Raw genomic sequence first — 13,671 nt, 5'->3', positions numbered from 1 at the left:
CGGTGGGTCGCAGTCGGGTGACGGTGCGTCAGCTGCTCAGCGCGGCGGGCGGGAAGCCGCCACCGGGCCCGGGAGCAGGGGGAAGAAGCGCGCGCTCAGCAGGCGCGACAGGCAGCGGAACAGACGCGCTGGAGGTCGATGTGACCGCGCGTGGTGAGAACCAGGGTGTTCTGCCGCATGCCGGCGAAGCTAGCGGCCGGCGGCGCGGACCGTCAACCATCCGTCCGGATGGTGGGCAGCCGCCGCTCGCACCTCGGACGGTGCGAGCGGCGGCAGCAAAGCCGACGATCCGTCAGGAGTCGTCCTGCGCCTCGAGGAAGTACGCGTAGGCCGTCGAGTCGGCCTCGACCGACAGCAGGCGTTCGACCTCCGCCAGCTGCAGGTCCGAGAGCGGGAAGCTCGATCCGATCAGGTCCGGGTAGGGACCGACCAGGCGGGCCGCGTCCGCCTCGCCGAAGTCCGCCGGGAGCTCCCACTCGACGGCCAGGCTGTCGTCGCTGCGGTCGAAGCCGAGCACCACCCAGATCACTTGTTGCACGTCCTTCCCTTGACGGGGCCCTTGAGCTGCTGGCCCGTGTTCGGGTCATAGGCTCCCAGGTGCTTCCCCTGCTTGTCGTACATCTCGATCTCGCCGTGCTGCGAGTCCCACTCGTAGATGTTGTTGCTGTCCTCCCAGCGCGGCCGCAGGCCGCCGCCGCGCTGCACCGGGGTCTTCGGGGTGGCCCGGCGGGCGTTGGGGAAGCCGGGCAGGCCGCCCTTGGGCGGGGGCTGGCGGGGCTGGATGGCCCGGCTGCCGGGGGCCGGGGTGCTCGGCGTGCCGCCGCCGCTGCTGTTGCCGCCGCCGCTGTTGTTGTTGCCACCGCTGTTGCTGCCGCCCGACCGGCCGCCGCCCTTCTTCTTGGCGAGGCCGAGCGGGTCGATCTCGTCGAGCGGGTTGGTGACGTAGGCGTAGTGGTTGGGCGCCGGAGCCAGCCCGAGCGGGTCGGGGGCGGTGAACCGCGCGGTCTGCGGGTCGTAGTAGCGGTGGAGGTTGTAGTGCAGCCCGGTCTCGTCGTCGTGGTACTGGCCCGGGAAGCGCAGCGGGCAGTCGGTCGCTCCGTCGCCCGCGGTGCGGACGGTGCGGCCCCAGAGGGTCGCCGTCCGCTGCCAGACCACCGTGCCGTCGGCGGCGACCAGTTCGGTCGGGGTGCCGACGAGGTCGGTGACCACCGCGTGGTGCCGCTCCCGCACCGTGCCGTCGGCGCCGCGGGTCCGCTCGACCTGCGCCACCGGCGTCCAGCTCTCCGGCTCGTACTCCCAGGTCAGGGTGGTGACCGCGGGCCGGCCCTCGGCCTGCTCGCCCTGCTCCGCCAGCACCTCGCCGTCCCAGCAGAACCGGGTCTCGCTCCGGACCGTGCCGTCGGCGCCGATCAGCCGCTTGGCGGTGCGGCGGCCCAGCGGGTCGTAGACGTACTGCCAGCGGTCGCCGTTCGGCACCCGGGCGTCGGTCAGCCGGTCGTGGGCGTCGTAGCGGAACTGCCAGCAGCGCTCCCGGCCGGACAGCGTCCGCTCCCGGCGCCTGGTCAACCGGCCCTGCTCGTCGTACTCGTAGCTGCACCGGCCGGCCCGGCGCAGCAGCATGCCGTCGAGCGTCCGGTCACCCGAGGAGTCGGCGGCCGGGTCCTGGCCCGCCGCCGCGTGCAGCAGGTTGCCGGTGCCGTCGTAGGCGTACTCCTCGGTCCGGCCGGCCGCGCGGGCGGCCGTGACCTGGCCCAGCGGGTCCAGCTCGAACTGCCGCAGGCCCTCGCCGTCGGTCTGCGAGGCCACCGCCCCGTCGGCGCGGTAGGTCCAGCTCCGCTCGGGCAGCAGCGCCGCCTCGCGCCGTCGGCTCAGCAGGAGTTGACGGGACGTCAGGCGGCCCTGGCTGTCCCGGCCGCTGGTCAGCTCGACGTCCTCGCCGATCCCGCGCCGCACCTCGTGGCCGGTCGGGCCGTAGCCGAAGGCGAGCCGCAGCCCGGTGGTGTCCACGGCGGTCACCTGGTGGTTCGCGTCGTGCTGCCAGCGGGTGACGGTGCCGCCGGGCGTGCGGCGCAGCACCCGCCGGCCCAGCCGGTCGTAGCCGTTGACCAGGGTCAGGCCGTCGGCCGCCTCGGTGAGCACCCGGCCGACCGCGTCGTGGGTGAACTCCAGGACCACGTCGGCGTTGTGGGAGTGGACCAGGTTGCCCGCCGGGTCGTAGCGGAACTCGGCGCGGGCCCCGCTGTCGGTGGTCTGGCCGACCACCCGGCCGGCCGCGTCCCACTCGTAGGCCACGCTCTGGCCGGCGCCGTTCGTCCGCTTGGTCAACTGGCCGGCGGCGTCGTGCTCGTAGCGCACGGTGCGGCCGTTGCCGTCGGTCTCCGACGCCAGGTTGCCGGCCTGGTCGTAGCCGTACCGCCAGGACCGCCCGTCCGGGTCGGCGACCTCGACCAGGCGCAGTTCGGCGTCGTAGCGGTACTCCCAGCGGCGGCCGTTCGCGTCGGTGCGGGCGGTGGTCAGGCCGAAGCAGCCCACCTCGTACCTGGTGCGGCCGCCGGCCGCGTCCAGGTGCTCCACCAGCGCGCCCTCGGGGTCGTAGCGGCGCCGCTCCTGGCTGCCGTCGGGCAGCACCCGGCGGGCCGGGCGACCCTCGACCGTCCACTCGTACCGGGTCACCTGGCCGAGCGCGTCGGTCTCCGCCGTGATCCGGCCGAACGCGTCCCGGGCGTAGCGGGTGGTGCGGCCGAGCGGGTCGGTGAGGGCGGTCGGGAGTCCGGCCGGGTCGGACTCGAGCACGGTGGACCGGCCGTCCGGGTCGGTGACCGAGCCGAGCCGGCCCGCGTCGTCGTAGCCGTAGCGGGTGGTGGCCTCGGCCGGGTCGGTAGCGGCCAGGCGGTTGCCGCGCTCGTCGTACTCGTAGCGCCAGGTCGCCCCGCCGGGCAGGGTGAGCTCGGTGGGCAGGCCCAGGCGGTTGTAGCTCGCCGTGCTCACCGCCCCGTCGGGGTACTCGATCCGGACCACCCGGCCGTGCGTGTCGTGCTCGTACCGGGTGGTCCGGCCCAACTGGTCGGTGAGCGACCGGACCTGTCCGTAGCGGTCGTGCTCGGTCTGCACGGTGTGGCCGGCCGGGTCCACCACCTGGGTGAGGTGGCGGTGTTCGTCGTAGTGGTAGGCGGTGCGCCGGCCGAGGCCGTCGGTGACGGTGGTGACCCGCGCCCGGTCGTCGTACTCGAACTCGCCCGCGAGGGCGCCCTCGGACCCGTGGCCGCGGCCCACCCGGCCGTCGGCGTTGTACTCGTAGGCGTACCAGAAGCCGTTGCGGTCGGTCCAGGAGGTGATCCGGTCCGCCGTGTCGTACTCCAGGACCTGGGCCAGGCCCGAGGAGTTGGCGACCTCCACGAGCCGGCCGCGGATGTCGTAGCGGCAGCCGAGGACGGTGGTGCCGAGGCCCTGCCCGGTGCCGTCCAGCACCCGCAGCGCCTCGATCCGCGGGTCGGCCGCGGTGTGGATCACGTCCACGGCGACCCGGTAGCCGCCGGAGTGGCGGATCTCGGTGGGCAGGCCGCTCTCGTCGCGCAGGAAGTCGATCCGGTGGCCGTTCCGGTCGGTGATCCGGTCCAGCCTGCGGTCCGGCGAGGCGCCCCCGTCGGCGGCGTCGAAGTGCCGGGTCCAGCCGGTCTCCGGGTCCTCGATCCGGATGCCGCCGGTCTGCGCGTCCAGGACCAGCGGCCAGCGCGCCCCGTACGCGGGCAGCACCGGCGCGCCGCCGGCCGGCGCCAACGGGTAGTGCAGGATCTGGGCGTCGTCGCCGGCGTAGTGGATGCCCGTCGCGTCCATCCGCAGGCGCTGGTCCAGCGTGGAGGCCCAGCCCGGGCCGAAGAGCCGGCCGTGCCGGTAGCCGGAGGCGTACGCCCGGCCGAGCACCAGCGGGAGCAGCCCCGGCAGCTCCAGGTCCACCTCGGACATGATCATCTGACCGGAGACCACGTCGACCGGGTCGCAGGCGGTCGTACAGCCCTGGCTGCCCTCGGACGGCTGGCCGCCCCCGTCCCCGTCCGCGCCGGCGAGCTTGGGCCCCTCGTCGTCGGGCCGGCCCCCGCCGGGGAGCTTGGGGTCGCGCGGGACGTCCTTCTCGGCGTCCTTCTTCACGCCGTTGAGGATGTCGTCGAGCTCGCCCTTGTGCTTGGCGTCGGTCTCGGCGGTCCGCTTGGCGACGGTCTTCAGCTTGTCCGCGGCCGAGTGGTAGAAGTCCTTGACGGCCTTGCCGGCGTCCTGGGCCAGCGCCTTTCCGAGCCGCTTCGCCGCGTCCTCGAGGGCCTTGACGATCTGGTTGCTCATGTGAAGTCCACCCCGGCAAGCCTGCCGCCCAGGGCCCGCGCGTGGTCGGCGACCTCCTGCGCATGGCCGGCCATGATCTGTGCGTGGTCCTCCAACCCGGACGGGTCGATCATGAACTGGTCGCCCGGACCGGCCGTGCCGTCCACGCCCAGCACCCCGGAGACCGCCTCGAAGGCCAGGCCGCCGACGGCCTTCTCGACCACCGAGACCAGCGGGCCGATCGCCGCCTCGATCACCTGCCCGATGATGTACTGCTCGAGCTGCTGCTCCAGGTAGTCGGTGATCTGCTCGGCGCCGTCGATGATCGCCGCCATGCCCACCTCGGCCAGGCCGAAGGTGGCCACCGCGGCGGCCTGGTCGGCGGCGAACGTCACGGCCAGCGCGCCCAGTTCGCCGATCGCCTGCCACTTCATGGCGACGATGGTGTCGGCGGCCGCGTCCAGTGCGGTGGCCACCGTGTGGCAGGTGCTGACCAGTTCGGTCATGTGGCTGGACGACAGGTGCGCCCAACTCGACACCAGGGCCTCGTAGGAGCCGCCCTGGTAGTGCGCGGACAGATTGTCCACCGTGCTGGTGGCCTTCTGGTGCGTACCGTCCACGTTGTCCGCGAACTCGCGTACATGCGACGCGAGTTCGCGGACCTTGTCCTCGTTCACGTTCGGCCAGGCCACTCCGATGAACTGCAGCATCGTCACGACCGGGCCGGGCAGCTCGATGGCCATGGCAGCCCCTGTCCCCCGTTGTCCCCCGTAGTCAGGGGTCCGACCATAGCGCAGACGCCAGGGCGGCCAAGGCGGTTGCGTGAGGAGAGTGAGCGGGGATCCGGAGCGTGCGGGGTGGGTGCGGTGACGCCGGGGCGTCGGCGTGTCAAGGCGTCAGCGTGTCACGGCGTCAGCGCGTCACGGCGTCAGCGCGTCAGGCCGGCGGGAAGTCGCGGGCCTTCAGCTTGGCCATCCGGCCGTCCGGGTGGTGGAAGACCACGCCCTCGGCTCCGCTCTCGGCGGCGAGGGCGAGCACGAAGGCGCGCAGCGCGGCGTGGTCGCGGGCGGGCGGGGCCAGCACCTCGGCGGTGGCGTGGCGGAGCAGTTGGTGGCCGGTGCGGCGCTCCGGGTTGCCGTTGAGCTTGGGGCCGACCAGCTCGTAGCTGCCGGGCGCCCGGTCCGCACCGGCGGCGACGGCCTCGGCGTGGAAGCGGGCGAAGGCGGACTGCGCGATCGGCTCCCAGCCCACCGTCTTGCCGGTCACCGGGTCGGTCTGCACGGCGCGGTAGCCGGCCGGCGGCTGCTTGCCGGGCTTGACCTCGCGGCGCGCCCACCAGTTGCCGTCCTCGTCGAGCAGGACGCAGGTGCCGTCGTACTTCCGGGTCGCCGTGCCCTCGCCCGCGAGCACCCACTCGCATCCCGGGGTCACCTCGGAGGTGACGTACCGCCGGTCCTCGGGGTCGCGGTGGAACAGCGTGGGGATCTTGCGCATGGGCCTCTCCTTCCGGGAGATCCGCGGGAGTGTGACGGGAGTGCTGCGCGGATCATCCTGGACCGGCCGGCGGGGTGCGGAAAGCGGTTTTACGGCCGGGGCGGCCCGAGCGCGCGGCGCAGCGCGGCGCCGAAGGCCTCCGGGTGGGTGGTGAGGCCGATGTGCCCGCCCGGGAAGTGGTGAAGCTTGCGACCGAGTTGACGGGCCATCAGCGCGGCTGGCCGGGCCAGCAGTTCGCCGTCGTACTCCTCCCCCGCGGCGAGCACCAGGCGGTCGGCGAGGGCGGCCAGGCGGTCCAGGTCGGGGACGTGCGCCATGAAGCTCGGCACGATCCGGCCGATGAAGTACTCCATGCCCGGCGGGAGTTCCACCTCGGAGCGGACGGGCTCGGGCGGTTCGGTGCCGCTGATCCCGGCCGCGAACGCGGCCAGTGCCGCCGCGGCGCCGTGCGAGGCGTCCAGCTCGCGCACCCGGGCAAGCAGCGCGCGGTGGACGGGGGCGTCGGGCAGCACCTCCACCAGCGGCGGTTCGTGCGCCACCAGCCGGGCCACCCGGTCGGGGTGGGCGGTGAGCAGTCGCAGCCCGACGATGGCGCCGGAGCTCGCACCGAAGACCCGGGCGGGTGCGCCGGGCGAGAGGTGGTCCAGCAGCCGGCGGGCGTCCTCGGCGTGCTGCGCGACCCGCTGGTGGGCCGCCGGGTCGTCCAGCGGGCTGCGGCCGAGACCGCGCGGGTCGTAGGCCGCCACGGTGTACTCGGCGGCGAGACGGTCGGCGATGCCGTCGAAGGCGGCCGCGCCGCCGGTGCCGCCGGGGATCAGCAGCAGCAACGGGCCCTGGCCGCGCACCTGGTGGAAGAGGGTGGCGCCGTCAACGCGCAGCATGCCGTCGGTGGCGTCCGGCCGGGTCATCGGGGTGCTCCGTTCCGGGGTGCGGGCCAGTTGCGCAGCAAGGTGTCCAGGGCGTCGAGGGCGCGCTCCCAGGAGTCCTGGGCCGGGCGCTGGTGAGCGAAGCCGCCGGCGGCTTCCAGGGCGACGAAGCCGTGGAAGGTGCTGCGCAGCAGGCGGACCGCGTCGGTCAGGTCGGGCTCGGCGAGGCCGTAGCCGCGCAGCATGCCGTAGGTCAGCTCGATCGCGCGGCGCGGTCCGGGGGCGGCGGCGACGAGCTCGGGGTCGATCTCGACCGGGAGCTGGGTGGCGAGGTAGCGGCCGGGGTGGCGGTGGGCGTAGGCGCGCCAGGCGTCGGCGTAGCCGACCAGGGCCTCCTTGCCCGCGCGCCCGGCGGTGGCCTCGGCGATCAGCAGGGTCTTCTCGTCGGCGGCGAGCAGGGCGATCCGGCCGCGCAGCTCGTCCAGGCCGCGGACGTGGCCGTAGAGGCTGGCGTCCTTGACGCCGAGGCGGGCCGCGACCTTCGCCATGGTGAGGCGGTCGAGCCCGAGCTCGTCGGCGAGTTCGGCGGCGGCGAAGGTGACGCGTTCGGCGGTGAGTCCGGCGCGGGGCATGGGGCTCCTCTGGTTGACCCTAGGGGTACTAGTTTTATCCTAAGACCCCTAGGCCAGCCAAGTGGATTCGGCGCCGCTTCACCCCAGCACCGCCCCCGGCTCGCCCGCCGCGATCGCCGCCAGCGTGCGGAGCGCGGCACCGAGCGCCGCCGGCGGCGGCGAGGCGAGGCCGATCCGGACGGCGTTCGGAGTGGTGCGCGGATCGGCGGCGAAGGCCTCCGCCGGGGTGATGGCGATGCCCTGCCGCGCGGCGGCCGCCACGAAGGTCTCGGCCCGCCAGCCGGCCGGCAGCTCCCACCACAGGTAGTACGAGCAGGGGTCGGCCCGGACCCCGCGCTCCGGCAGCAACTCTTTGGCAAGCAGCTGCCGCTGCGCCGCGTCCGCCCGCTTCGCCCGGGCCACCGCGGCGACCGTGCCGTCCCCGATCCAGCGCACCGCGGCCTCCAGTGCGAACCCGCTCGGCCCCCAGCCCCCGGACCGCAGCGCCGAGCCGACCCGTTCCCGCAGCGCCTCCGGCACCACGGCGAAGCCGGCGGCCAGACCGGGCGCCAGCCGCTTGGAGAGGCTGTCCACGAGCACCGTGCACTCGGGCAGCAGGGCGGCCAGCGGCGCCGCCTCCGGGCGCAGGAAGGACCAGATCGCGTCCTCCACCACCGGCAGCTCCGACTTTCGCAGGGTGTCCGCCAGTTGCTCGCGCCGCTCGGGCGGCAGGGTGCCGCCGAGCGGATTCTGCAGCCGCGGCTGCAGGTAGACGGCGTGCAGCGGCGCGGCCCGGTGGGCGGCGGCCAGCGCCTCGGGCAGGACGCCGTGCGCGTCGATCGCCAGCGGGACCAGGGTGATGCCGAGCCGTCCGGCGACCGCCTTCACCACGGGGTAGGTCAGCTCCTCCACGCCGAGCCGGCGCCCCGGCGGCACCAGCGCGCCGAGCGCGGCGGCGAGCAACTGCCGCCCGCTGCCCGCGAAGAGCAGCCGCTCCGGCGGCACGCCGCCGCCCAGCAGCTCGGCGAAGGCGCGGCGGGCGGCCGGCGTGCCCGCCGCGCCGACCGGGCGCAGCGCCGCGTCCAGCGCGTCCGGGCGCAGCAGCGGGGCGAGGCCGGCGGCGAGCAGGGCGGACTGCTCGGGGACCACCGGGTAGTTGAGCTCCAGGTCGACCGCGGCGGCGGCGGGCTCGGCGAGCGCGATCCGCGGGTCGGCGCCGTCCCGGCCGGCCCGGACGAAGGTGCCGCGGCCGACCTCGCCCACCACCAGCTGACGGCGCACCAGTTCGCGGTAGACCCGGCCCGCCGTGGAGGCGGCGATGCCGTGGCGGCGGGCGAAGGCGCGCTGGGTGGGCAGCTGCTCGCCGGGGCGCAGCCGGCCGTCGGCGATGGCGGCGGCGAGCTCGTCGGCGATCCGGCGGTAGTCGTCCATCGGGTGCTTCCCTCGTACGGGCGGGTCCGGCGCGGATTGCACCGAGTGCAAAGTCATCATTGCACCGACCTGGTTCCCGGCCATAGCCTCGCCGCATGGACGCGCTGACCTCCGCCGTGGACGCCCACGCCCTGCTCGGCATCGCCGCAGTGGCCCTGGGCATGGTGCTCACCCCCGGGCCGAACATGATCTACCTGGTCTCCCGCTCGATCGCCCAGGGCCGCCGGGCCGGGCTGCTCTCGCTGGCCGGGGTCGCCACCGGGTTCCTGGTCTACCTGACCGCCGTCACCGCCGGGGTGGCCGCGCTCTTCGCCGTGGTGCCACTGCTCTACACGGCGCTGAAGCTGGCCGGCGCCGGCTACCTGCTCTGGCTCGCCTGGCAGGCGGTCCGGCCCGGCGGCACCGCCGTCTTCGCGCCCAGGGAGCTGCCGCCGGACCCGCCGCGCAAGCTCTTCGCGATGGGGTTCCTGACCTGCCTGCTGAACCCGAAGATCGCGATCATCTACGTCTCGCTGCTACCCCAGTTCGTCCGCCCGGAGCGCGGCCACGTCGCCGCGCAGAGCTTCCTGCTCGGGCTCGTCCAGATCGCCGTGGCGGTGACGGTGAACGGGCTGATCGCGCTCAGCGCGGGCACCATCGCCGGATTCCTGAACCGGCGGCCGGTCTGGCTGCGGATCCAGCGCTACGTGATGGGCACGGTGCTGGGTGCGCTGGCCCTGCACCTGGCGGCGGACCGGGCGAAGGCCGTGGCCGTGTAGGGCGGTTCGAGACGCTTGGCGGTGGTCAGGTCTCGCGCTCCGGCCGGTACTGGTCCTCGGTCAGCCCGAAGGTCCAGGCCACGCCGGCCCGGGCGGTGCGGATGGTCGGCGGGACGCGCAGCCAGTAGGTGCGGAAGCTGCCGTCCGGTTCGGCTGTGGCGTTGACCACCTCGACCATCACCACCGGCTCGTCGTCCGGGAGTTGGATGCGCCACAGGACGCCGGTCCGGTCCCGGTGCAGCGGCTCTGCCCCGGAGTCGGTCAAGTACCGCTCGTATCCGTAGTGTTCCAGCAGCACCCGGCGCAGCTCGGCGTTCTCCTCGGCGCGGATCCGCTCCGGGGTGAGGTCGCCGAGGGTGGCGAGGAAGTCCGGCGGTACCGGCATGCCGTGCCAGGCGTGCAGGGCGAAGCCGTCGGGGTAGGCGAGCGCGGGGCCGTCCGGGCGGTCGAGCCGGCCGGCCTCGTCGCGGTGCAGTTCGGTCGGGCGCTCGGTGAGCAGCACCACCCGCCGGTACGGCCACCACCAGCCGGCACTGCGGGCCAGCTCGGCCAACGGCGCCAGCTCGCCGTCCAGTTCGCCCGCCGCGTCGAAGGCGGCCAGCCAGGGGGCGTCGTGCTGGCCGAGCACCGCGTCCAGCAGCACCTGGCGGACGGCGGCGACGGCGGACCGCAACTCGACCCGCGCTCCCCCGCCGTGCAGCGCCTGGCCCACCGCCGCGCGCACCCGGTCGGTCAGCGCCTTGGTGCCGGGCCGGAGTTCGGCGCCGGTCAGGGCCCAGAGGCCGGACCAGCCGACGGCGCCCAGCCGTTCATGGGCGCGTCGCCGGGCCCGCTCCCAACTCCTTCGACTACGCGGTCGACGCCACCGAGGTCCGGGCGATCATCGACGACTACGTGGCCACCCGGGAGTTCGGCCACGCCGAGGTCGGCCGCCGCCTGACGCCCGAGGAGTCCCGCCGCCGCCACCTGATCCAGTCCCTGCTGCAGGCCGACGGGTTGGACCTGGCCGGCTACCGGCAGCGCTTCGGCACCGACGCCACCGCCGACTTCGCCGGGGAGCTCGCCGGGCTGGGCATGCTGGAGCAGACCGCCGAGCGGCTGCGGCTGACCCCGGAGGGCCTGGCGCACTCCGACGCGATCGGCCCCGCCCTCTTCTCCGACCCGGTGCGCGCCGACATGGCCGCCTACCGCCCCAAGTAGCCGCCGTGACCGCCCGGTTCCTCGGCCTGCCGACCCCGACCCCGACCCCGACCCCGCCGCCGCCCGCGCCCGCGCCCGCGCCCGCCCAGCCGGACGGCCCGCTCGACCTCAGCATCCTCTACCGCGGCCCGCTGGCCTCCTGCGACTACGACTGCCCCTACTGCCCGTTCGCCAAGCGCCGCGACACCCCGGAGCAACTGCGCGCCGACCGGGCCGCGTTGGCCCGCTTCACCGACTGGGTGGCGGCCAACCGGCAGGACACCCTCGGCATCCTCCTCACCCCGTGGGGCGAGGGGCTGACCCGGTCCTGGTACCGGGAGGCGATGGTCCGGCTGAGCCGGCTGCCGCAGGTGCGCCGGGTGGCGATCCAGACCAACCTCAGCTGCCGCACCGACTGGCTGGCCGAGGCCGACCTGGACACCCTGGCGCTCTGGGCCACCTACCACCCCGGCCAGGTGACCGAGTAGCGCTTCCTCGCCAAGTGCCGCGAACTCCTTGCGCTGGGCGTCCGGTTCAGCGTCGGCGTGGTCGGGCAGCCGGAACACCTGGAGGCCGCCCGGCAGTTGCGCGCCGCACTGCCGCCGGAGGTCTACCTCTGGGTGAACGCCGCCGAGGGCCTGGCCTACACCGACGCGGAGGCGGCCGACTGGACCGCGCTCGATCCGCTCTTCGCCTTCAGCCGGCACGCCCATCCGAGCGCCGGGCAGCCCTGCCGCACCGGCGAGTCGGTGGTCTCGGTGGACGGCGACGGCACCGTCCGCCGCTGCCACTTCGTCCGCGAACCGCTCGGCAACCTCTACGACGGCTCCTACCGCGCGGCGCTGCGGCCCCGGCCCTGCCCGCTCGCCGTCTGCGACTGCCACATCGGCTACGTGCACCTGGAGACGCTGCCGCTGCACAGGCTCTTCGGCGCGGGCGTACTGGAGCGGGTGCCGCCGAGCTGGTGACCGCGGCCGGCTGTGCGGCAGCGGGGTGAAGCAGCCGCGGCCACCGGTCCCGCCTGCTCGCTTTGCCGCACGGCAGGGCTTAGAAGGGTTGCACTCCCCCGAACCCGACGTCGGAAGGCAGTGCATTGAAGGTCACCGGAAACCTCCCCGGCTCCCCGTGCTGGGCGCAGTTGAGCGCCAGCGATCCGGAGGCGGCCAAGCAGTTCTACGGACAGTTGTTCGGCTGGACCGCGGTGACCGACCCGGACCCGCAGTTCGGCGGCTACACGGTCTTCGAGCTGGACGGCGCCCCGGCCGCGGCCGTCGCCCCGCTGATGAACCCGCAGCAGCCGGTGATGTGGCTGATCTCGATCTCCGCCACCGACGCCGACGCCACCGCGCAGGCCGCCAAGGCCGCGGGCGCCCAGGTCTGGATGGGGCCGATGGACGTGGCCGACCGCGGCCGCTGGGTGCTGCTGAGCGACCCGACCGGCGCGCCCTTCGCGCTCTGGCAGGCGAACCGGTTCAACGGCTTCGGCGTGGTCAACGAGCCCAACGCCTTCGGCTGGATCGACCAGACCTCGCGGGACGCCAAGGCGGCCGTGGCCTTCTACCGGGAGGTCTTCGGCTGGCAGATCTGGCCGGACGAGAACTACCCGATGGTGGGCCTGGCCGACACCATGTTCGGCGGCATCATGCAGATGGGCGACCGGTTCCCGCCCGAGGTGCCCTCGCACTGGAGCCCGTTCTTCGTGGTCGCCGACGTGGACACGGCCGCGGAGCAGGCCGCCCGGCTCGGCGGCGAGGTGCTGCACGGCCCGGTCGACGTGGAGATGGAGAACGGCCCGCGGATCGCCGTGCTGCGCGACCCGCAGGGCGCCACCTTCGGCATCTTCGCGCCCCGGGCCTGACGGACCGTCAGGCCGGCTCGGAGCAGGCCGGCAGCCGGAAGTCGGCCTGCTCGGCCGTGGTGGTGCCGCCCTCCCGGCCCGGGGCGCGCTGGCCGGACCAGTAGAGGTTGGTGTGCGCGATCACCGCCTCCGGCGGCGGAGCGCCCTGGGCGGTCTCGTCCGAGCAGGTGTGGGCGTCGCCCACCAGCACGGTGTGGTAGCCGCGGACCAGCCCGCCGTGCAGGGTGGACCGGATGCAGACATCGGTCTGCGCCCCGGCCACCAGCAGCCGCCCGACCCCGAGCGCGGCCAACTCCCGCTCCAGCCCGGTCGCTTCGAAGGCGTCCGCCCACTCCTTGCCGATCAGCGGCTCGCCGGGCGCCGGCACCAGCCCGTCGGCGAGCTGCCACGGCGCGGTGCCGGGCACCATCTCCTCGTCCTGGTGCCGCACCCACACCACGGGTGCCCCGGCCGCGCGGGCCCGCTCGACCAGCCGCCCGATGGCGGCCACCACCTGCTCGCGGCGGTAGGTCCCGGCCAGTGCCGCGTTCTGCGCGTCCACCACCAGCACGGCGGTGGCCGGGCGCTGCTGACCGACCGTCACTTCTCGTCCCACTCCACCCCGGTGTGCGCCTCGGCCAGCAGCAGGTACCCCTGCGCATTGGCCCGGATCGCCTCCCGCTCGGCGGGCTCCAGCGGCCGCCGCACCCTGCCCGGCACCCCGGCGACCAGCGAACCGGGCGGGATCTCGGTGCCCTGCGGCACCACGGCCCCGGCGGCGATCAGCGAACCGGCGCCGATCCGCGCGCCGTTGAGCACCCGGGCGCCCATGCCGACCAGCACGTCGTCCTCGATCACGCAGCCGTGCAGCACCGCGTTGTGCCCGACCGTCACCCGCTCCCCGACCCGGCAGGGGAATCCGGGATCGGCGTGCACCGTGCAGTTGTCCTGGACGTTCGAGTCGGCGCCGATCACGATCCCCTCGGCATCGCCGCGCAGCACCGCCTGGTACCAGACACTGGCGCGCGCCCCGAGCCGCACCGCCCCGACCACCACCGCGCCCGGCGCGACGAACGCACTCGCGTCCACCTCGGGCCTGCGCCCGCCCACGCCACCGATCAGTGCCCCAGCCACGCCGCCGTCCCCGTTCCGCCGTTGGATCACGGCCACCCTACCGACCC

Annotated in this window: 11 protein-coding genes and 3 pseudogenes; 4 read left to right on the top strand and 10 right to left on the bottom strand. The window is 74.6% G+C overall.

Annotation, left to right across the window (positions count from 1 at the left end):
* Positions 1 to 292: 292 nt before the first annotated feature.
* From ACFYNO_RS37145 to ACFYNO_RS37115, 7 genes are all read right to left on the bottom strand, one after another.
* Positions 293 to 538 (bottom strand): hypothetical protein, encoded by a 246-nt coding sequence (locus tag ACFYNO_RS37145; RefSeq protein WP_388022152.1) that lies wholly within the window; start codon positions 536 to 538, stop codon positions 293 to 295.
* Positions 526 to 4,335: a colicin E3/pyocin S6 family cytotoxin gene (locus tag ACFYNO_RS37140; RefSeq protein WP_388022150.1), complete on the bottom strand. Its 3,810-nt coding sequence runs from the start codon at positions 4,333 to 4,335 to the stop codon at positions 526 to 528. The genes ACFYNO_RS37145 and ACFYNO_RS37140 overlap by 13 nt, the downstream gene beginning before the upstream one ends.
* Entirely contained in the window at positions 4,332 to 5,057 is a 726-nt protein-coding gene (locus tag ACFYNO_RS37135) for a WXG100 family type VII secretion target (protein WP_388022148.1), read from the bottom strand. The genes ACFYNO_RS37140 and ACFYNO_RS37135 overlap by 4 nt, the downstream gene beginning before the upstream one ends.
* Before the next feature lie 193 nt (positions 5,058 to 5,250).
* Complete coding sequence (locus tag ACFYNO_RS37130; RefSeq protein WP_388022146.1) at positions 5,251 to 5,808, bottom strand: hypothetical protein; 558 nt, start codon at positions 5,806 to 5,808, stop codon at positions 5,251 to 5,253.
* An 89-nt stretch (positions 5,809 to 5,897) separates the two neighbouring features.
* Positions 5,898 to 6,716: an alpha/beta fold hydrolase gene (locus ACFYNO_RS37125; protein WP_388022144.1), complete on the bottom strand. Its 819-nt coding sequence runs from the start codon at positions 6,714 to 6,716 to the stop codon at positions 5,898 to 5,900.
* Positions 6,713 to 7,306 carry a TetR/AcrR family transcriptional regulator gene (locus ACFYNO_RS37120; protein WP_388022143.1) on the bottom strand — a complete coding sequence of 198 codons (594 nt, stop codon included), beginning with the start codon at positions 7,304 to 7,306 and terminating at the stop codon, positions 6,713 to 6,715. The genes ACFYNO_RS37125 and ACFYNO_RS37120 overlap by 4 nt, the downstream gene beginning before the upstream one ends.
* A 78-nt stretch (positions 7,307 to 7,384) precedes the next feature.
* Positions 7,385 to 8,716, bottom strand: coding sequence for a PLP-dependent aminotransferase family protein (locus ACFYNO_RS37115; protein ID WP_388022141.1), 1,332 nt, complete (start codon positions 8,714 to 8,716; stop codon positions 7,385 to 7,387).
* 95 nt (positions 8,717 to 8,811) lie between these two features.
* Here ACFYNO_RS37115 and ACFYNO_RS37110 point away from each other — a divergent pair, with 95 nt between their 5' ends.
* Positions 8,812 to 9,474: a LysE family translocator gene (locus ACFYNO_RS37110; protein WP_388022140.1), complete on the top strand. Its 663-nt coding sequence runs from the start codon at positions 8,812 to 8,814 to the stop codon at positions 9,472 to 9,474.
* Between the two features lie 25 nt (positions 9,475 to 9,499).
* On the opposite strand, the pseudogene ACFYNO_RS37105 reads toward ACFYNO_RS37110, so the two are convergent.
* Positions 9,500 to 10,318: pseudogene (locus ACFYNO_RS37105) on the bottom strand (DUF6745 domain-containing protein); the annotation flags it as partial.
* Between ACFYNO_RS37105 and ACFYNO_RS37100 the strand changes: the two are divergent.
* The 3 genes and pseudogenes from ACFYNO_RS37100 to ACFYNO_RS37090 all read left to right on the top strand — a co-directional run.
* A pseudogene (locus ACFYNO_RS37100) lies at positions 10,315 to 10,674 on the top strand (coproporphyrinogen III oxidase family protein); the annotation flags it as partial. The pseudogenes ACFYNO_RS37105 and ACFYNO_RS37100 sit on opposite strands and share 4 nt — an antisense overlap.
* Positions 10,675 to 10,787: 113 nt before the next feature.
* A pseudogene (locus tag ACFYNO_RS37095) lies at positions 10,788 to 11,621 on the top strand (STM4011 family radical SAM protein).
* Between the two features lie 125 nt (positions 11,622 to 11,746).
* Positions 11,747 to 12,511, top strand: a complete 765-nt coding sequence (locus ACFYNO_RS37090) for a VOC family protein (RefSeq protein ID WP_388022138.1) — start codon at positions 11,747 to 11,749, stop codon at positions 12,509 to 12,511.
* Positions 12,512 to 12,518: 7 nt separating this feature from the next.
* Here the strand turns inward: ACFYNO_RS37090 and ACFYNO_RS37085 are convergent, their stop codons facing one another.
* Together ACFYNO_RS37085 and ACFYNO_RS37080 are read right to left on the bottom strand one after the other, a co-directional pair.
* A complete protein-coding gene (locus tag ACFYNO_RS37085; protein ID WP_388022136.1) occupies positions 12,519 to 13,094 on the bottom strand; it encodes an isochorismatase family protein in 576 nt (191 codons plus the stop codon).
* On the bottom strand, positions 13,091 to 13,624 hold the full coding sequence (locus tag ACFYNO_RS37080) for a gamma carbonic anhydrase family protein (RefSeq protein WP_388022134.1): 534 nt from the start codon (positions 13,622 to 13,624) through the stop codon (positions 13,091 to 13,093). Before ACFYNO_RS37080 ends, ACFYNO_RS37085 begins: the two co-directional genes overlap by 4 nt.
* Positions 13,625 to 13,671: the final 47 nt, after the last annotated feature.

The organism is Kitasatospora sp. NPDC006697, from assembly GCF_042869935.1.
GTDB lineage: Bacteria > Actinomycetota > Actinomycetes > Streptomycetales > Streptomycetaceae > Kitasatospora.
The sequence above is the reverse complement of the archived record's forward strand: the minus strand, read 5'-3'. Positions and strand labels throughout refer to the sequence as shown.